Raw genomic sequence first — 18,715 nt, forward strand, 5'->3', positions numbered from 1 at the left:
TTTTTGAGTGCATTTTACTTTACAAATTCACGTAGTGCATGTCATTCTTTATATTGTAATTAAGTTTATAATTTAAAAAGGAGTATCCCTTGAGTTTGTTTAGTAACCTTTATCAGGGCCTGTTAAAAACTTCTTCTCGCTTTAGCGACGGGGTGAAAAGTATTTTTTCTGGCAAAAAAAAATTAGATCAGTCGCTTTTAGATGAATTAGAAGAATTGCTAATTAGCATGGATATTGGTCATAAAACTTCCAAGTTGATTATCGATAGGCTCACAAGCATCAAATTTGACAAGGAAGTTGAGTATAATACCATCACACAGCAGCTAATGAGCGAAATAGAATCGATATTGAACCCTGCTGTGCAACCGCTAATTTTAAACAAAAAACCACATATAATAATGGTATGCGGAGTAAATGGTAACGGTAAAACCACGACTATAGGTAAGCTCGCATATAAATATAAGGAAATGGGAAAATCCGTTATGCTTGTTGCATGCGACACATTTAGAGCTGCTGCTAGTGAACAATTAAACATTTGGGCAGAACGTTCTGATTGCTTGATTGTTACTGGAGAGTACGGTAGCGACTCTGCAAGTGTGGCATATAGAGCTGTAAGTCAAGCTATAAAAGATAACGTTGATGTTGTTCTAATTGACACAGCAGGAAGGCTGCAAAATAATGTGAACCTTATGGAGGAGTTATCAAAAATATATAGAACGATAAAGAAATTGGATGACACTGCCCCTCATGACGTTATTTTAGTTCTTGACGCAACTACCGGCCAAAATGCTTATAGCCAATTAGAAGCATTTAGCAAAATGGTTAATGTTACCGGGCTAATCGTAACAAAGTTAGATGGCACTGCTAAGGGCGGAGTGGTAATTGGACTTGCAGAAGCTTATAAGATAAAGTTACATGCTATAGGAATTGGCGAAAATATAGAGGACTTAAGGGAGTTTACTAGCAAAGAATTTGCTGAAGCGTTATTTAATTGTAATTAAAGACTTCTCTTAATTCCCTTACGTGACCAAGCTTGATTATTTCAATATCATGAGAAGAATAGTTACCATTTTTAGGCATAATTGCTTTTTTGAATCCTAACTTTTGTGCTTCTTTTAGTCTGAGATCAGCATGCGAGATGTTCCTAATTTCTCCTGAAAGTGCAACTTCACCGCAGATTATTGAAGAAGTTGGCAGCGGTAAATTTACTATACTTGAAATAAGGGAAGCAGCAACAGCAAGATCAGCCGATGGTTCCTGTATTTTGAGTCCCCCTGCAATGTTTAGGTATACCTCTTTATCATGCAAAAACATTTTGCAACGAGCATTTAGCACCGCGATGATCATAGCCAATCTATTAATATCCCACCCAACTACTGCCCTTCTTGGGGTTGCCATATTAGTTCCTGCTATTAATGCTTGAACTTCCATTAAAATTGGTCTTGAACCTTCAATTCCTGCAAATACGGCGCTGCCAACTACTTCTCTGTCATGGGCCATCAGAAACAATGATGATGGGTTATCAACAGGCACAAGTCCTGCTTCAGACATCTCAAAAACACCAATTTCATTTGCAGGGCCAAATCTATTTTTAATAGTACGCAAAATGCGATATTGATTGCTATTTTCACCTTCAAAATATAATACCGTATCCACCATATGCTCCAAAGTTTTAGGTCCAGCTATTTGTCCATCCTTAGTTATATGACCAACTATTAAGAGAGAAATACCATATTGTTTCGCAAGAATGGTTAATTCATGTGCGCAAGTGCGGACCTGAGTTACAGTTCCTGGTGCTGATGTAATTCTGCTATCATACATTGTTTGTATAGAGTCAATTACTAAGAATTTAATACTTTTGTTTTCCTTTATTGTTGCTACTACATCAGTTAAAGACACTGTAGATAAAAGCTTAATTTTAGGTTCATTTATCTTAAGACGCTTTGCTCTGAGACTCACTTGCTCTAAAGATTCCTCGCCGGATACATAAAGACATTCAAAAGAGGAAAGTTGCACAACATTAGCTGCAATTCTAAGCAAAAGGGTGGATTTCCCAATTCCAGGTTCGCCTCCAATTAAAATGCTAGCACCTTGAACGATACCCCCACCAAAAACTCTATCTAATTCTTCTATTCCTGTTAGAAAACGACTTGGAGTGATAATTTCGCTACCTGATAACGTCTTTATTAAAATTGGCGCAGATATACTTCTTTTGCCCGTTTTTACTGCTATTTCCTCAACAATTGTATCCCAATTGTCACATGCAATACACTTCCCTACCCACCTACCAGTGCTGTGACCACAGGATTGACATACATATACAGTTTTCATCAAAGCCAAAATTATTTTGTTGTAATTGTAATAAAAATTAGCTGAATATGCGAAGTAAATCTATAGCTAACCCAAGAAAGGGTTCCCTATGTCATACCGCGATTCATTCGCGGTATCTCTAGATCCCGCTAACACGTAGCGGGATGACGGTTGTCGTTTAGCCACAAATATTTAAGAAATTTACCAAATGAAAAAAAAGGCAAAAGAAACCCTGGGGTTATTATCCGCTTTAAAATATTGGCGTTTTTTATGTTTTAAACGCTTGACAAGCGAAATTCAGCTGCTTTTAATTGCAACTAACTTACGCTGCAAACGTTTAAGAAATTTACTAAGCAGAAAAAAAGACAAAGAATCCCCGAGTTAGCTAGTCTTTTACTATCTCTGTCGAGTATTGGCATTTTTTGATGTCTTGTAACGCTTTATAAGCGCGTTCAGCTTATTTAGATAAAAATCTAGATGTAGATGAAGTTTTGTAAAGACATACAGTATCTATATACTGCAAAAAATTGAACATAAGACGCCGATACATTAAGTAATCCTTACCTTTTAATCTGCAGATTGGCGAAAGCAAATACAATAGCTTCAGTTTCATGATAAGGGGGCTGGCGAAGGGTGTCAAGTAAGTTTTTTGTTTCTATTCCCAATGTTATATGGTTATGTAAGAAGTCTAATAGCAAATTTTTAAGTTCCTCTTTAACTCTTTAACCAGCGGGCTCGCATGAGGAGAGGAGAGTAAAGGTCCTCTTCCATAGATATCTTCACACTTTTTTCTTCTTCTGTAGTTGGCGGACGAGTAAGAAAGTGAATCTTTGGTGCACCACTAATTATTGCCATTGGTGTTTGCTCCGCCCCTTCTCCCATAACTAAAACAGCAGACGTTGCCAACGCATCAAGAAGATTGACTTGTGTTACTTGCAGTGGTTGATCATAAAGATCTGGCTTGCCTATATAGGAATAAAATGGTTCAAATCCACACCAACCAAGAGCAACGCCCGTAACCCCAAGGCGCATAGGTGTTATGTTACTATCTGTAATCAAAATACCAAGATGTTTTATGCAGTGTTTTGTCTTGAGATAGTTCCATATTGATAGAGCTGTTTTCTGAACATCCTTTGGGTATAAAATATACATTTCATTACCATTTGATTCATCAATACCAGCAGATGGAATTAAGATATTGTCTTTGATTGTTAAATAGATGCCGTAAGAATTATGGTCTACATCAACAATTGCATCAGCTTCTCTTTTGATTAGCTCTTCTTTAGAACAAGCAGTTTTGCAAACCACTTGTTTTTGACAAATAGAAATGATTTTTGATGTGATAGCAAGAACAACTTCCTCTCCTAGCAACTCTGAAACATAGCGATCAAGAACCTGCTCTAATACTTCCCCACATTCAATGCGGTGGGTATAAATTGCTTTAACATGCATATTAACGTATTAGCCTACATATAGTATAATCTTTCGTTTTGGTGAGAATAGTTTTATGCCATCCATCAAGAAGTGTTAAGTTGAAATATACATCACCTTTATAGGGTTTGTGAATTTCTGTTATGATAAATTCTGAGATTAGATCATACTCCAAAAAAAGATGCGCTATTTGTGCTCCACCAATCATGAAGACTTTAGAATTACTTTGGATTGACAAAAACTCTTGCATAGAAGAAATAATAGTGCATTTTACTCCTCTGTTAAAACAAGAATTTAATTTGTTACGAGAAAAAACAACAGGGATACGATCCTTTAATATGTTTTGAGACATAGTTTCAAATGTTTTTCTTCCCATAACAATAACTTGTTTGTCAGTCACCTGACGAAAATGATCTAACTCACTTGGATAATGCCAGGGCAATCCATTATTTATTCCAATTACCCCCTTGGGATCAACAGCCATAATTCCGATAACTATCATCCCTGTAAAGCAGCTTGAGCTACAAAGAATCGCATGTGATCACGCACATTATGCACTCGAAGGAAATCAACCTTGTTGTGCAATGCAGATGATAAAGCAATTGTTTCTAAATCTCGGTTAAAGACAGGTTCTGTAGAAAAAGAAGAAATAAATGACTTTCTAGAATGACCAACCAGAACTTTGCAGCCAAAATTTTGTAACGTTTCTATACTGCGTAAAATCTGGATATTCTGGTACATAGATTTGCCAAAACCAATACCAGGATCAATAATGATCGAGCTTTGATCAAAACCTAGGGCAAGTAACCTGTTAATGCTCTTTTCTGCCCAATTATTTATGGTATCAATTGGATCAATGTCACTTGGGATAATGTTGTCACTATGTGGTGGTATGGAGAGTGAATGCATAATAACGATACTACATCCACTGCTAGCAATCGCTTTTAAGGTATTATCATCTAGATCTCCCTTCTGATCGTTTACCCAGGCAATGTTGTAGTGTTCCAAAACATTTAAAATAACGTCTGACCAGAAGCTATCAATGCTGACTTTAATGTCACCAACTTTCATATATTGATTAAGGTCATCAAGCACTGGTTTTAAGCGTGCATATTCTGCTTTTGGAGTTTGTATTGAGGAGCCAGGTCTTGTTGATTGAGCACCAAGTTCAACTATGCTTGCACCATCTGATAACAGCCGCAGTGCCTGCTTGGTTGCTTGATCTGCATCATAATAAAGACCACCATCTGAAAATGAATCAGGAGTAATATTAACAATACCTACAAGCTCTGGTGAAAGCGTAAAACTCCTTAAAAAGCAATCCTTAATGTTAGGGTTAATAGTACCAAACGTTTTGTTAACTACTGCCATGGGACTCAGCATTGCCATCAAGTGAAGCAAAAATGGTCTGTTTATCAATTCTGGGTGAGGAATCTTAAGGTAGGGTGTATCAAGTGTCAGGTCATCCCATAACAAAATATCCAAATCAATAACGCGAGGTGCCCATTTTTCATAGACCTGCGGGCGGCCAATGTCACACTCAATTTGTTTAAGGCCCTTTAACAGCTCTTCAGGAGAAGAAGAACAACTTCCATACACAACCATATTTAGAAATGGCTTATTCCACTGAGGTGGAGCATCATTTGGTAAAATAGCCTTAGTTTCCAGAATAATTGAAGATTTTAAATTTTTAAAATAGCGTTCCTGCAGTAACTGAGCAGCCTTTTGTAAATGGGAAAAGCGATTCCCCATATTTGAGCCAATAGAAATGTAAATCATTCTTGCAACGCATTACGATAAGTAAAGAAAACACCTCCATGCACACTGGGGACAGGTGGTGCAACTTTGTGAATAGTTACGCCTATAGAAGAAATAATAAGCTTTTTTTGCATCACAAGGTTATTAATGGTCCTGTATATATCATGAGTTAAATGCTCGATTAAGTTGAATTGCTTGCTTTGAACGAGAGATTGAATACTCTGAACTACCTCCAAGTAGCATATAGTATCCTCAAGCCGGTCAGTTGTAAGTCCTAAAGGGGGGGATTTAAAGGTAAAATCAATATTAACACTAACTAATTGAGAATGATACTTCTCTTCTGCACTATAGCCTAAATGAACCCAAAGCCGTAAGTCAGATATAAGAAGATTACATGCAGACATTGCATTCCAACATCACTGAGTTTAAGCTACTTACAACTACTAACACACGCTAGCATTCATCATTCCATCAAGAAAACCCCACAAGAGCCTTGCTCCCTTTTGAGCACCCTGCATAACTTTATCTTGCTCTTTTTCATCTAGATCTTCAATAAGATTTGCACATTCCTCAGAATGCCATTCATCAGCATGCATATGGACCGTAAAAAATTGAAGAGAACGCTCATCACTTATTGAATAGTGTTTTTTTAAACCTTCAATTTTAGACTTGGAAACCTCTGGAGTTTGACGTTCGTAAGCGTACAAGGCTCCAAGACCTGCTGCAAAACCTGATCTTACAATGTCAAAGTAACCATCAATTAATTCTTGTGTCTCCTTAATCTGTGCACTTTCACGAAGATCAGATCGCGCAACGCCAAGCCCTTCAGCAAAACGTTTCCATAACTCTGGATGATTTTCATCACCTTGTTCCTCTTCTATTAAATTACCAAGTAAAACCTGTCGCATTTTTAGATCTGGGCACAGAAAATGTATACCACTGATGTAACGAGGAAACGCAGCAACGTGGTGATAATATTCTTTAGCATAGGTTTGTAAAGCTTGCAAGCTTAAGCTTCCTGTATTCCATGACTGGTAAAATGGATGATTTAGTAAGTGCAATTCATCTAACTTGTTATTTAGAGACTTAGTAAATTCCATCATTTCCCCCATTACATTAATATATAGTTCATATACTATAGTTTTCTCATTGTTACGATCATGCTAACAATGGTGGGATTGGTAGGACTCGAACCTACGGCCAATTCGTTATGAGCGAACTGCTCTAACCGACTGAGCTACAATCCCTTTTATCAATATTTATAATACACACAAAAGCAAATTTGTCTATTAGCTTATTTCACTATCAACCCAACTTAGCAGATCATTTGTTGCACCAATTTTGCGTGCAATTTCCTTACCATCTTGAAATATAATCAAAGTAGGTATAGATTGAACCCCATACTTACTTGGCACTTCAGTCCCTTCATCTATGTCGAATTTGCAGATCTTAATCTTGCCTTTTCTGTCTTTAGCCAATTGTTCGATACGTGGCATTAGACTTTTACATGGCCCACACCATTCTGCCCAAAAGTCTATCAGAACAAACCCTTTATAGTCAGTGACTTCAGATTTGAAATTTTGATCATTTACCGATGTAATATCATCACTCATAAAATACCTAAATTTTTGTAAAATATAGCGTATCTATTAGCAGTTAATCAACTAAATTCTTACCGCAGAGCTTGAAAAATTGCCCTAAAGTGTTTTGCACAAACAAAAAACTTCTATTACATCTGGTGGTTAAAGATATCCACGTTTTCCCAACCCATTAAGTCTAACTCAATACGAGTAGGAAGAAATTCAAAGCACTTTTGGGCCAATTCTTTTCTATTTTCACGTTCCAGCATTAAGTCTAGCTTTTCCTTTATCCTGTGGAGATACAAAACATCAGATGCAGCATAACTTTTTTGTTTGTCTGTTAAATTTTCATTTCCCCAATCAGAAGATTGCTGCTGCTTATTTAGTTTGGTATCAAGCAGCTCTAAGCACAACTCTTTTAAGCTATGATTATCTGTGTAAGTGCGAACTAAACGTGAAGCTATCTTTGTGCAATAGCACGGAAGTGCCCAAGTTTCCAAGTAATAACGTATTATGCTCACATCAAATCGCGCGAAGTGAAATATTTTAGTTATATTTTTATCCTCTAATATTTTTCTTAAATTTGGCGCTGTATAATCGTTCTTGAGTTGAACTAAGTGAGCGTTGCCATCATTAAAAGAGAGCTGCACAAGGCATAATCTATCTCTGCTATGAAGTAGCCCCATTGCCTCGGTATCAACAGCTATAGACCTTATATCATCTGGTATTGAACTAGCTGGCAAGTCGTCTTTATATAAAAATATTCCCATAAAATTAATACATTTTTTGGCACAATTGAAAACCTATGATAATCAAAAATGAGTCTTAAGTATACGAAAAGATCATAGAAGGAACCACGCAAATTTATGGGCTCTCACATTTTTCGTGTACACGGGGTTTACAAATCGCTGTATATGCCTATAATTAAGTAAATTTAGGTTAATTTAATTGCGGGAGTAGCTCAGTTGGTAGAGCGCAACCTTGCCAAGGTTGAGGTCGAGGGTTCGAACCCCTTCTCCCGCTCTTTGCTTTCAAAATCATTTCGTCAAAAATCCCTTGACAAACTCCGCCAGCCCCCTTATCATGAAACTGAAGCTATTTATTTATCTTCTCTGTACAGATTAAATGACAAAAAAACTCACGTATCTGGCGTCCCATGTTTAATTTTTTGCACTATGTGCACCTTATGTCTTTATAAAATTTCTAGGTTTTTACCTAATATAAGCTGAAATGCGCTTATAAAGCATTTAAAACATCAAAAAACGCCGATTTAAAAAATGGATAGTGAATAACTAGCTACCCTAGGGTTTCTTTTGCCTTTTTTTCTGTTTAGTAAATTTCTTAATGTTTATAATTTAGATTAGTTGCGGCTTAAAAGCAACTGAATCGCGGTTATTAAACGTTTAGAATAAAAAAACGCCATACTTGAAAGTATAATGTAAGTAATTAGCCAACCACGGGGCTTCTTTTGCCTTTTTTTTCGTTTGGTAAATTCCTTAATATTTATAGCTAAGAGAGCCCAAGAGAGGTGTCATTCCAGCGCGTGACGCTGGAATCCCAAAAAAAGGATGATGTCATCCCAGTGCTTGACACTGGGATGGCTTTGTTGCATCGCTCAAGTGAAAAGAACTGGCAGTTACTGACAAAATTCATTATAAATAGCCATTTAACTGTTGAAGAAAAAATATGCCACAAAAAATGAGAGTCAGTAACTGCCATGAATATAACAAATTTCTCCAAGAAAGAGGAAGCATTTTTTGTTATATCAATGACGCCATAGAAAATTGGTACGAGAATTGTCCAAAAATGCAGGGCGGCAACTATATTTATAGTGATAAAGTTGTGATTTTGGTGCATATAATCGTCAGTTTCTTTAGAATTGGTTTAAGACAAACAGTCGGGTTTAAAAAGGGTATTTGCAACAAATAGGAAGAGATTTGGCAGTTATCAGCTATTCACAAGCATCAAGAAGGTTTAAGAAACTTAATATTAAGATAAATGATTGCAGAATTGATAAAAATATAGCTCTTTCCATAAAAGTCCGGATGTGATAGGATAAGGGTAGATGATGATAAGGAGGTTGAATGCCAGCAGCATATAGTTATGATTTAAGAAAAAAAGCAATGGAAGCGCTAGACGAAGGAGAAAGCAGAGAAACAGTGGCAGCAAAGAAGAAAAGAAACAGGAGACTTTCAATCAAAAAAACTTGGAAATGGGGGTTACAATCACAAAATTACCGACTGGGATACCTTTGCCAAATTTGCCAGAGAACACGGAGGAAAGACTCTATCGGAAATGGCTAAACTTTGGAACAACGTTAGTATCCAAACGATCTATCGAGCCCTTAAAAAAATTGGATTTACGCGCAAAAAAAGACATATGGATACAAGGAAAGAAACGAAGAAAAACGTGCTGAATTTTTGAAAATTATAGCGACAAAAGAACCTAAAAACTTAGTGTATATAGATGAGTCTGGCATTGATAACACCGAACTACGGATATTGCCAGAAAGGACAGCGGTTTTATGCCTTAAAATCTGGAAAGAAGACTCAACGAATCAGTATGGTTGCAGCCTTAAGTGGAAGAAAGATAGTTGTTCCGTTAACCTTTGAAGGCCACTGTAATATGGATGTTTTTAATGGATGGTTTGAGCAATTTTTGACACCGATCTTGGAACCTGGACAGACTGACCTTACCCAGAAAAAGTGGAGAGAAAGAAAGGAGTTTTTTCGGGTAAAATAAAATTTTGGAGGATTAGAAATGGCAAGAGAATATACGGCAGAATTCAAATTGGAAGTTGTTAAGCTGGCAAATGAACAAAGAAAGGTAGGTCAACCAGTTGCAAAAGTAGCAAGAGATCTAGGAATAAGGGATAGTGTATTAGGAAAATGGATGAAGAAATATAACGAAAAAAAGTCAGCGGCAAATGCATTTCCAGATGTAGCACCTTATGACAAAGAGAGATTTGATTTACAGAAAGAGTTAGCAAAAGTAACAAGAGAAAGAGACATTTTAAAAAAAGCCCTGGCCAGTCAAAAAGAGTAAAATATTTTTTCATAAAAGAGCATAGTAAGAGGTTGTCCGGAAACTAGTAAATTCAAGCATATTCCCTCTTTAACATAACCCTACTCATAGCTAGGTATATGAAATTCTCAGTGGATGTTGTGAGTAAATCATACTCCTTCGATAGCCTTCTATTCCTATTAACCCAAGCAAAAGTCCTTTCTACAACCCATCTTCTTGGCTGTACTTTAAACCCTTGTTCTCTTGTTGGTAGTAGCTCAGGTGGCGTATCTTTGTGCACCCAAAATCTACATGGAGGCCTTTTAACAATTTCAATATCTATGTCATATTCTTCCTTTATGTGATTCTTTAAATTTCTTCCTTGGTATCCCATGTCAGCCCACATTTTTTTAACTTTAGTATATTTTGTTCTCATATTGTTTAATGCTATTTTAATACCATCTCTATCATTTTCGTTAGCAGCGCCTACGTAACAACCTAGTATAAAACCCTGAGTGTCTGTAATTATATGCCTTTTTCTACCCTTTACTTTTTTACTTCCATCATAGCCTTTGATCCCCCCTTTTCTGTAGTCTTTACAGATTGACTATCTACTATACAGGCACTCGGCTGCTCATTCCTTCCTATTTTTCTTCTACTATATTTTGTAATTTCATAATTCATTTTCTCAAAAATTCCCTGCTTCTTCCATTGCCTGAACTGCTCATACACAGTCTTCCATAGCGGAAAATCATTTGGTAAATACCGCCATTGACACCCTGTACGCAATACATAGAAAATTGCTTCTAATATTTCTTTTTTGCTATACTTTGGCGGCCTTCCTCCTTTCTTGTATGATACTCTGAAGTGTTTTTCTATTCTTGCCCATTCCCTTTCGCTTAGATCTGTTGGATACTTTTTTCTCATCTTTACCCCGTACTAAAATTTCAGATATTATAGCCTTTTACTTGTTTCCGGACAACCTCTAATATGGAAGATATCGAAATTGCTATAGACAGTACAGGAATTAGTATATACAACAACACTCCTGGTCACAGCAAGGAAAATAGCACTGACAGAAAATATCGTGGCTATGAGCAAACGAGAAAATTGCACGTAATGTTGAATATAAACAACAAAAAAGCCATAGCTGTAAAATACAGTAACGGTGTCTACTCTGATCACTATGGAGCTTGTGATTTGCTAAAAGAAGTTGATTTTCAGCATGCCATAAAAGCACTATATGCAGATAGAGCATGTGATAGGCACAAGTTTTATAAGTTGTGTAACGAATATGATATAAAGACAAAAATTCCACCAATAAACAATGCGGCAGAACATCCAGAAATAGATTATATGTCTGACAGGAATGCTGCTATTAGGTTAATAAAATTATACGGTGAAGATGGCATGAAAGAATGGAAAAAAGAAGTAAATTATGGGAAAAGATCTTATATTGAAGGGTTTTTCTCAAGATTAAAGCAAATATTCGGATTTAGTTTTAGGAATAAATCTGAGACAAATAGAGAGAAGGAACTACTTGTTAAATGCTATTTGCTCAATAAGTTCACTGATATTGGTATGGCTAAATTTGAGATAGTTACATGAATTTACCATAAATCACCATCTCATAAAGTGTGATGCAACAAAGCCATCCCAGTGTCTGGGCACTGGGATGACACCCTTTTGGATGGAAACCAGTGTCAGGTACTCGGATGACACCATTTACAACCACTCTCCTACCCTTTCTAGCTGTTTATAGCTGTTAAATCTCAGGAATTTATCAAAATATGGAGAGGCAATAAAGGGTGTGGAATTACTTAAATAGTTAGATAAAAAACCAGGCAGATCATTTTTTAATTCTTGCATTTTGTATCTATAATTTTGTATAGAAATAACTTTTATTTTATCATAATCAAGTTTCCAATAAGCAAGTTCTGAGACTTCTCTTTTTGTTATATGTTCTACCGCTAAGGCTTGTAAAATTAATTGCGGAAAAAATCCCGACATTACTTCTTCATTGGAAGGTGGTGTACCAAGCTTATAGTCTATAATTGCCACTTGCCCACTTGGTAGATACTCAACTCTATCACATCTTGCTATCAGTGAAATTTCTTGTGGCTTATTTGTCATCCAAGCAGTTTCATACTGATCACAAGAACCAGTGTCACGCGCTGGAATATGAAATATCGGACAGGAAAAGTTCTTTTCCAACTCAACATAATTGCTTCGAGTTTCATCAAATTCGACAAAAGATTGAATTATCCTTTGCAGTCTTACCCACCACATATTTGAAAAATTAAACTGACTAGTCGAGAATGCTTTTCGTGCAATGCTCATTGGCGATTTTTTGTTGCGTAAATATCTTGCAAGAATGTTGTGTACCATAGTGCCAAATTCCAATATCGATGGCTTGAAATTCAAGTCTCTTAATTGTTTAAGACCCAGTATATATTCAACGTAAAATGAATAAGGATTACGAATTAGCTTTTCTATTGCACTGCAAGACATCACCTGCATTTTTTCTTTTCTAACTTCGGTTTGAGGTTTTGGCATAGGCTGAGTACATGGAACAGTACATTCAGGCGTATTTAATATCCTTAGCCAATCACGATACGGCTGCTTCCCCTCCTTGAGTAGAATTTCCAAACGCTGCAATAGAATTGGCTTTCTATGGCTTAGCGATCTTGTAATATAAACCTTACTTGCACAAAACAAATTGTGTAAAGTATAAAAAAAATACCCCTGCTCTTCTTGCGCAGAAGGAAGATTAAATTTTTCTCTCGTAAGTGCATTCAAAAGCGGACTTTGAAAGCTTGGCGCTTCATTAAATCCAGCAAGTATTACAACTTTGTTGTGATATAAGCTGAATTTATTCAAGTCACTTGCTACAAAGAAAAACTCTTTCTCTAAAAATAAGGTCAGAATTTGGCTATATAACTCTAAGGAGCATTTAATTCCTACACCCTCACATGCATTTGAGAAATTACAGGTAAAATTACCTATTTCACTATTTAGCTCTGAAAAATTTATACCAGATAATATATTAATACACTGCAAATGAGTTGCTACCACATCGAAAATAGAGCAATTTATAGAACGAAGTAAAGGATTAAATATAACCTCTAACTTACTGATAATAAGTAATATATCTTCTTTGTATTTTAGCTTTTTATGGGCATTGATAGCATTTATAATATCACTCAGACCATTTGTACTAAAGTTGCGTAATATCTCTATTTCAAATTCAGATAAAATCCGAGTGTACTCTTCTTGAGTGTAACCAAAAGTCACTAGCCTATGTTTAAGGAGCGAAAGTAATGACACACTGCTCCAATTTGAGGTCAAAACTTCGATACTATAAAGCAGAAGCGTTATATAAGGGTAATTTTCCGGTATGGCACTGTGTTGCCTTGATAAACATGCTATACGAGCTGCAAGTAATTTATCAAAGACGACCAAAGAAATGTTTTCATAACCTTCATTTTCTATAATTAATGATGTCACTTGTGCTTCTTCCTCTCTGGAATCACAAGTGATGACTTCAATATTGCCAACATGTCCACTACTAACTTTGCTTAGATCGGCAGTTGTATCAAAGACGTAATCTAGATATTCCTCAGGACTTCCTGTTATCCCAGCCCTTTCTTCTGTCATCCAAGTAGCTGACACTGGGATCCAGTTTTCATTATACAGCCACCTGGTGCGCTCATTTAAAGTTAAGTTTTCTGGATCCCAGTGTCTGGGCACTGGAGAACACGCTTCTGGCAGAAAACTAACATCCCTTCTATCCACTTTTAAATAATCGAGCAGATCTTTCAGGCAATATTGATAATGTTTTTTATCAAGCGATTTCCAGTCTTTCTCTTTAATTTTCAAATTCAAGTTAGGCAAAATTATTTTTCCAAATGGCAGATCATATATAGCCCTAATTAACGACTTATCCTTTCCAATTCCAACAAAGATTATATATTGGTCTTTTTGTAAAGAGATTATCATATTGTTTATGTAATCACTCTTATGTTTTAATATATCTACTACTTCTAAATCTTTTAAAGTTTTACTCCAAGTCTCAGTGAGTAAGCTTATGAAATTCTCTATTTTTTTTGAATGTTCATCAAATTGATAACAATCCGTTGTTTGGGTAGATTGAATTTTATCAAGCAGTGATGGCAGGCTATAAGCTAAATCAATTGGAAAATTATCATTATTTTTTCTATTCCACTCTAATATGAATTGAATGAGTAGCAGTGTCCTTTTTGTTGGCTTGATAACTTTAACCCTATCAAGATTTAATATTAAATCTTCCTCATCAATATTCTCTAGCGAAACTATCTCTGGCAAAATTATGCATTTTTTAGCGTTATGATTCTTGAATGCACTCAGCAGCGCTATCACATCCCTCTTGCAAGGAAGTATGATTTTTACTTCAGGAATTTTTTCTCTTTCATATTCAGAAAATATGTGCTGAACCAGCACATCAAAAAGAGATTCATCCACATTAACGGTAAAAACTCTTCCCACTAACAGTAACAATTAATACAATATTTTATTGTATAGAAATTATTCAAAATATAAACGTGCTTGTATGCTATTATATATTAAAATTTTTTATAACATTACATGGCAAACATTAGAATAGAAGTTTTAAATAAATGCGAGCAAATTGGCCGCAGATGGTTAGTCAACGTTTACTCGATTTACATACGCAAAGGATTACCATCCAAATTATATGAAGAAATTTGCGGGCTATTTTATAATAAAGTCATACAAGACTGCCGTTATTATTCCTACAATGAAAACCTTGAAGAAGTTCCGTATGATTTCATAGAACCACAAGCAAAGTGGGGCTTGGAAATAAGCTTCCTACCTGGCATGACCGATAATGTAGGCAACACAGTGAAACAAATTGTTAGAGAGTATTTAATAAGCAAAGGCTATATCGACCAGCCTGTCATCCCAGCCCCTTCTTTTGTCATCCCAGTGCTTGACACTGGGATCCAGAAAGAGAAAACGCAGATTCCAGCGTCACGCGCTGGAATGACACCAATTGAGATCAAAGCAAGAAGTTCAAAATTGATTCTAAGTCAAGGAGATTTACCAACCGAAGATGATATAAAACAAGAGTTCAACCCCATCACTGAGTATTGCACACTTATCTGTAAAGAAAATAATAACTATAGCTGGAAATATTATGGTAAATATAAGTCATTAAATACCCACTCCGGTGTCATTCCAGCGCGTGACCAGGAAAAAAAAGAATGGATCCCAGTGTCAAGCACTGGGATGACAAAAGAGAGCACTGGAGTGATATCAAGTAGTAATGGGGCTAAATCTGTTGATTTAAATGTAAGTGACCAAGAACTTGAGAAAATCAGCAGAGATGGAATCGATGGTAATGGCACTTTAGGGCTCTCGCTGGCAGCAATGAAAGCTATAAAGGATTACTTTAAAAAACTTGGTAGAAATCCATATGATATTGAACTTGAGTCTCTGGCACAGACTTGGTCTGAACATTGTAAACACAATATTTTTTGCTCCCCTATTGATGAAATAAAAGACGGTCTATATGCTCATTATATTAAGCGTGCAACGCGTGAGATAAATTCTGATATATGCGTGTCAGTTTTCTCCGACAACGCAGGAGGAATAATTTTTGATGACGATTACTTGATTGTAGATAAAGTTGAAACTCACAATAGCCCTTCAGCTCTTGATCCATTTGGTGGAGCAATGACCGGAGTGCTTGGAGTTAATCGCGATATAGTGGGTTTCGGGAAAGGCGCAGAGCCTATAATGAATACCTATTACTTTTGCTTTGCCAAAGAAGCAAAAGGCAAATTTTATAGGGATAAAGAGCGCACTGATGAGATCTTACCGCCAAAATATATAATGAAAGAAGTGATTCACGGTGTTAATGTTGCTGGTAATTGCTCTGGTATTCCAACACAACTTGGATCGGTATATTTCGATGATAGATTTTGTGGCAAGCCATTAGTTTTTGTCGGAAGCATTGGAATTATTCCACGCAATATAAATAATGCACCTTCACACATTAAAGGACCAAAAAATGGCGATAAGATTGTAATTATTGGCGGAAGAGTTGGAAGAGATGGAATTCACGGTGCAACGTTCTCTTCAGAGGCTTTATCGGGAAATAGCCCTTCAACAATTGTGCAAATTGGTGACCCTATAACACAAAAAAAATTATCCAATGCCGTCATAAAAGCAAGAGATCTTGATCTTTATAATGCAATAACGGATAACGGAGCAGGTGGGCTGTCGTCGTCTATTGGTGAAATGGGAAAAGACGGATTTGAAGTTGATTTGAGCAAGGTTCTCCTTAAAAACGATGGTATGGCTCAGTGGGAAATATGGATATCAGAATCACAAGAGAGAATGACCTTAGCAGTGCCAGAAGAAAATCTCCCTATGTTTAAGCAAATCATGAAAAAACATGATGTGGAGGTTTGTGTGATTGGAGAGTTTAATGAGAGTGGTAAAGCTGTTGTTAAATGTCCTGAAGGGACAGTAATAATGGACATCGAAACTGAATTTCTGCATGATGGTAATCCCAAAGTGCATTTACAGACGAAACCGTGGTCTAAGGGGCTTCCAGCGCTATGCGCTGGAATGACAACAAGTTCGCCTTCTTTAGCAATTGAACTAAAAGAAATGCTGAGCAGACCAAACATTTGCAGCAAAGAGTTCATAGTGGTGCAATATGACCATGAGGTTCAAGGGTCGTCAGTGCTGAAACCACTGCAGGGCAAGGGAAGAGTGTGCAGTGAAGCTATTGTTTCAAGGCCAATCCTTTCTTCAAATAAAGGTGTTGTAAAATCGCAAGGATTTGGCTCAAGTTATGGAGAAATTGACACCTACCACATGGCAGCATGTGCAATTGACACCGCGATACGCAACTATGTAGCCGCAGGAGGAAATATAAATCATCTAGCGTTGCTCGACAATTTTTGTTGGTGTGATGCTTATAATCCAGAAAGGTTGTGGCAACTAAAGAAAGCTGCAGAGGCTTGTTACGACTTCGCAACTGCATTTAAAACACCATTCATATCCGGAAAAGACAGTATGTTCAATGACTTCAAGGGATATGATGAAAATGGCGAGAAAGTGATAATCTCTGCACCACCTTCATTACTCATCTCAGCAATTGGAATTATAGAAAATATTGAAAATGCGGTATCGCTTGATGTAAAAATGCCAGGGGACTTGATATATGTGCTTGGAGAAACACTTGATGAACTTGGTAGATCTGAATATCAGTTATATAGTGGAATAGGTAATAACAACGTACCAAAAGTTGATGCAAAGAGCGCTAGGAAGTTGTATGAGCGTTACAACCAGGCAATAAAAGATGGCATAATTGCCTCTGCAATTGCACCAAACTTAGGCGGATTAGTTATTGCTCTGGCAAAATCGCTAATTGCAGGAGACCTTGGTGCTGAAATCGATCTTTCACTAGTGCCAATAGGAAAAATACAAAATACAGACATAATAAACAAGATAATAATGTTTTCTGAATCGCAAAGTAGAATTTTGGTTACTATTGCACCACAAAATCAGAAGAGGTTTGAAGAATTGTTTGAAGGTGCAGTTTATTCATGTATTGGCAAAGTAACAGAGAAAAAGGTGCTAAACATAAAGGATGTTTTAAAAGTAGATCTGAAAGATGTGGCATGCTAATATAAAATATTTTTCTTATTATGCTAAATAACTCTTTTACTATATGTAATGTTTATTTAGAATGAATGTATGTTATTAATTTTGGGTAGGTAATTATGTCTATTTTATCGATACTCCTGTTTATCAGTCTTTCTTTACTCAACACTTCAAATAAATTGATGATATGTGCTGCCTTATTTGTGGGAGCTGCTTTAGTTGTAAATTCAATGGTTGAATTTTATGGCAGAAGCAAAGCTACGTACAACTTAATAGTGTGTACAGCGCTATGTTGTGTTTTTAAATGGCAAAGTTTTAATTTGATGATATTGATTTCATATACTGCAATTTTAGTATCTCTTCTCTCAAGCATAATTATTTTTGAAAAATTGAAGTCCAAGTTGAATTTTCATATGGCAAATTTCATTACTTTAATTATAGCATCAGTGGTTGATAGTGCCGTTGTATGTGTTGGATTACTATACAAATTTTCTGCAGGTAAATGCCTATCAATATATACTAGAGACTTAATTTTTAAGTTTTCTTATGCGTCAGTATTGAGCATCTGTTTGTTTGTAGGAATGTATTTATTTTGCTTGGCAAACAAGAAGTATTTTAAGATTTCCACATAACCTGTTTTCTGATATAGCTAAACTGACTTTGGGTCCTAGGGGTGTATTTGGTGCGTAACAACAGTTTAGAATTTATAGGTAGCCTAAACCCACAACTGTACAAACATTATGATTTGAGCCTATCAGGGGGGTGTCATTCCAGTCTGGAATCCAGAAAAAAGAATGGTGTCATCCCAGTGCTTGACACATAGCTGTACGAACATTCATTTTTGAAGGTAAATTGCACAGCAAATGGTGTCATTCCAGTCTGGAATCCAGAAATTTTGCTTATAACTGAGCTGATGAGCTAAAGGTAGTTGTCTTACGCTAAAACAAACGTTTTTA

Annotated in this window: 21 protein-coding genes, 2 tRNA genes and 1 pseudogene; 11 read left to right on the forward strand and 13 right to left on the reverse strand. The window is 36.2% G+C overall.

Translation table 11 applies throughout. The annotated features are described in order from the left end of the window. Window positions 1–89: 89 nt before the first annotated feature. Window positions 90–1,001 carry a signal recognition particle-docking protein FtsY gene (gene ftsY / locus ABWU74_RS00600; RefSeq protein ID WP_010962907.1) on the forward strand — a complete coding sequence of 304 codons (912 nt, stop codon included), beginning with the start codon at window positions 90–92 and terminating at the stop codon, window positions 999–1,001. On the opposite strand, the gene radA is transcribed toward ftsY, so the two are convergent. Then, a complete protein-coding gene (gene radA / locus ABWU74_RS00605; protein WP_264374231.1) occupies window positions 988–2,331 on the reverse strand; it encodes a DNA repair protein RadA in 1,344 nt (447 codons plus the stop codon). The two genes, ftsY and radA, sit on opposite strands and share 14 nt — an antisense overlap. A 187-nt stretch (window positions 2,332–2,518) precedes the next feature. Here radA and ABWU74_RS00610 point away from each other — a divergent pair, with 187 nt between their 5' ends. Then, entirely contained in the window at window positions 2,519–2,695 is a 177-nt protein-coding gene (locus ABWU74_RS00610) for a hypothetical protein (RefSeq protein WP_353289251.1), read from the forward strand. Between the two features lie 329 nt (window positions 2,696–3,024). Here ABWU74_RS00610 and ABWU74_RS00615 read toward each other — a convergent pair whose 3' ends face one another. The 8 genes from ABWU74_RS00615 to ABWU74_RS00650 all read right to left on the reverse strand — a co-directional run bounded on the left by ABWU74_RS00615 (window position 3,025) and on the right by ABWU74_RS00650 (window position 7,849). After that, on the reverse strand, window positions 3,025–3,762 hold the full coding sequence (locus ABWU74_RS00615) for a putative folate metabolism gamma-glutamate ligase (protein ID WP_264705944.1): 738 nt from the start codon (window positions 3,760–3,762) through the stop codon (window positions 3,025–3,027). Between the two features lies 1 nt (window position 3,763). Continuing rightward, a complete protein-coding gene (locus tag ABWU74_RS00620) occupies window positions 3,764–4,243 on the reverse strand; it encodes a dihydrofolate reductase (RefSeq protein WP_209472572.1) in 480 nt (159 codons plus the stop codon). Beyond that, on the reverse strand, window positions 4,240–5,520 hold the full coding sequence (gene folP / locus ABWU74_RS00625) for a dihydropteroate synthase (protein WP_209472574.1): 1,281 nt from the start codon (window positions 5,518–5,520) through the stop codon (window positions 4,240–4,242). The genes ABWU74_RS00620 and folP overlap by 4 nt, the downstream gene beginning before the upstream one ends. After that, entirely contained in the window at window positions 5,517–5,903 is a 387-nt protein-coding gene (locus ABWU74_RS00630; RefSeq protein ID WP_007548841.1) for a dihydroneopterin aldolase, read from the reverse strand. The genes folP and ABWU74_RS00630 overlap by 4 nt, the downstream gene beginning before the upstream one ends. Before the next feature lie 39 nt (window positions 5,904–5,942). Then, complete coding sequence (locus ABWU74_RS00635) at window positions 5,943–6,599, reverse strand: CADD family putative folate metabolism protein (protein WP_022626367.1); 657 nt, start codon at window positions 6,597–6,599, stop codon at window positions 5,943–5,945. 70 nt (window positions 6,600–6,669) lie between these two features. Further along, window positions 6,670–6,746: transfer RNA gene (locus tag ABWU74_RS00640), tRNA-Ile, on the reverse strand. 42 nt (window positions 6,747–6,788) lie between these two features. Then, the gene (gene trxA, locus ABWU74_RS00645) at window positions 6,789–7,112 is read right to left on the reverse strand and encodes a thioredoxin (protein ID WP_209472576.1); all 324 of its coding nucleotides are present in this window, start codon (window positions 7,110–7,112) and stop codon (window positions 6,789–6,791) included. Window positions 7,113–7,228: 116 nt separating this feature from the next. Further along, window positions 7,229–7,849 (reverse strand): ribonuclease D, encoded by a 621-nt coding sequence (locus ABWU74_RS00650; RefSeq protein ID WP_010962900.1) that lies wholly within the window; start codon window positions 7,847–7,849, stop codon window positions 7,229–7,231. 180 nt (window positions 7,850–8,029) lie between these two features. Between ABWU74_RS00650 and ABWU74_RS00655 the strand changes: the two genes are divergently transcribed. Then, window positions 8,030–8,102: transfer RNA gene (locus ABWU74_RS00655), tRNA-Gly, on the forward strand. Between the two features lie 486 nt (window positions 8,103–8,588). On the opposite strand, the gene ABWU74_RS00660 is transcribed toward ABWU74_RS00655, so the two are convergent. After that, entirely contained in the window at window positions 8,589–8,732 is a 144-nt protein-coding gene (locus ABWU74_RS00660) for a hypothetical protein (protein WP_353285498.1), read from the reverse strand. Window positions 8,733–8,777: 45 nt separating this feature from the next. On the opposite strand from ABWU74_RS00660, the gene ABWU74_RS00665 reads away from it, so the two are divergent. The 4 genes and pseudogenes from ABWU74_RS00665 (at window position 8,778) to ABWU74_RS00680 (ending at window position 10,124) form a co-directional block, all read left to right on the forward strand. After that, window positions 8,778–9,008: a transposase gene (locus tag ABWU74_RS00665; protein ID WP_353289437.1), complete on the forward strand. Its 231-nt coding sequence runs from the start codon at window positions 8,778–8,780 to the stop codon at window positions 9,006–9,008. Beyond that, window positions 8,996–9,130: a hypothetical protein gene (locus tag ABWU74_RS00670; RefSeq protein WP_353289323.1), complete on the forward strand. Its 135-nt coding sequence runs from the start codon at window positions 8,996–8,998 to the stop codon at window positions 9,128–9,130. The genes ABWU74_RS00665 and ABWU74_RS00670 overlap by 13 nt, the downstream gene beginning before the upstream one ends. Before the next feature lie 33 nt (window positions 9,131–9,163). Next, window positions 9,164–9,767 (forward strand): annotated as a pseudogene (locus tag ABWU74_RS00675) (transposase); the annotation flags it as partial. Between the two features lie 72 nt (window positions 9,768–9,839). Beyond that, window positions 9,840–10,124 (forward strand): transposase, encoded by a 285-nt coding sequence (locus tag ABWU74_RS00680; RefSeq protein WP_209472580.1) that lies wholly within the window; start codon window positions 9,840–9,842, stop codon window positions 10,122–10,124. Between the two features lie 52 nt (window positions 10,125–10,176). On the opposite strand, the gene ABWU74_RS00685 is transcribed toward ABWU74_RS00680, so the two are convergent. Next, window positions 10,177–11,009, reverse strand: a protein-coding gene (locus ABWU74_RS00685; protein WP_209472412.1) for an IS5-like element ISWpi1 family transposase whose coding sequence is annotated in 2 segments (ribosomal slippage) — window positions 10,177–10,640 and window positions 10,640–11,009 — 834 coding nt in all. Because the reading frame shifts where the segments join, the coding sequence is not laid out codon by codon here. Between the two features lie 63 nt (window positions 11,010–11,072). Between ABWU74_RS00685 and ABWU74_RS00690 the strand changes: the two genes are divergently transcribed. Beyond that, complete coding sequence (locus tag ABWU74_RS00690) at window positions 11,073–11,690, forward strand: transposase (RefSeq protein WP_353289324.1); 618 nt, start codon at window positions 11,073–11,075, stop codon at window positions 11,688–11,690. Here the strand turns inward: ABWU74_RS00690 and ABWU74_RS00695 are convergent. Continuing rightward, a complete protein-coding gene (locus ABWU74_RS00695) occupies window positions 11,683–11,817 on the reverse strand; it encodes a hypothetical protein (protein ID WP_256437677.1) in 135 nt (44 codons plus the stop codon). The two genes, ABWU74_RS00690 and ABWU74_RS00695, sit on opposite strands and share 8 nt — an antisense overlap. After that, complete coding sequence (locus tag ABWU74_RS00700; RefSeq protein WP_264329429.1) at window positions 11,808–14,606, reverse strand: WPE palindromic element domain-containing protein; 2,799 nt, start codon at window positions 14,604–14,606, stop codon at window positions 11,808–11,810. Before ABWU74_RS00700 ends, ABWU74_RS00695 begins: the two co-directional genes overlap by 10 nt. Window positions 14,607–14,705: 99 nt before the next feature. On the opposite strand from ABWU74_RS00700, the gene ABWU74_RS00705 reads away from it, so the two are divergent. The 3 genes from ABWU74_RS00705 to ABWU74_RS00715 all read left to right on the forward strand — a co-directional run bounded on the left by ABWU74_RS00705 (window position 14,706) and on the right by ABWU74_RS00715 (window position 18,582). Beyond that, window positions 14,706–17,783 (forward strand): phosphoribosylformylglycinamidine synthase subunit PurL, encoded by a 3,078-nt coding sequence (locus ABWU74_RS00705; protein ID WP_353289325.1) that lies wholly within the window; start codon window positions 14,706–14,708, stop codon window positions 17,781–17,783. Window positions 17,784–17,878: 95 nt separating this feature from the next. Further along, the gene (locus tag ABWU74_RS00710; RefSeq protein WP_022626376.1) at window positions 17,879–18,391 is read left to right on the forward strand and encodes a hypothetical protein; all 513 of its coding nucleotides are present in this window, start codon (window positions 17,879–17,881) and stop codon (window positions 18,389–18,391) included. Between the two features lie 50 nt (window positions 18,392–18,441). Further along, window positions 18,442–18,582: a hypothetical protein gene (locus ABWU74_RS00715; protein WP_010962923.1), complete on the forward strand. Its 141-nt coding sequence runs from the start codon at window positions 18,442–18,444 to the stop codon at window positions 18,580–18,582. The last annotated feature ends 133 nt before the right edge of the window (window positions 18,583–18,715 follow it).

The organism is Wolbachia endosymbiont (group A) of Paraperithous gnathaulax (genome assembly GCF_964028485.1).
In the GTDB taxonomy this organism is placed as follows: domain Bacteria; phylum Pseudomonadota; class Alphaproteobacteria; order Rickettsiales; family Anaplasmataceae; genus Wolbachia; species Wolbachia pipientis.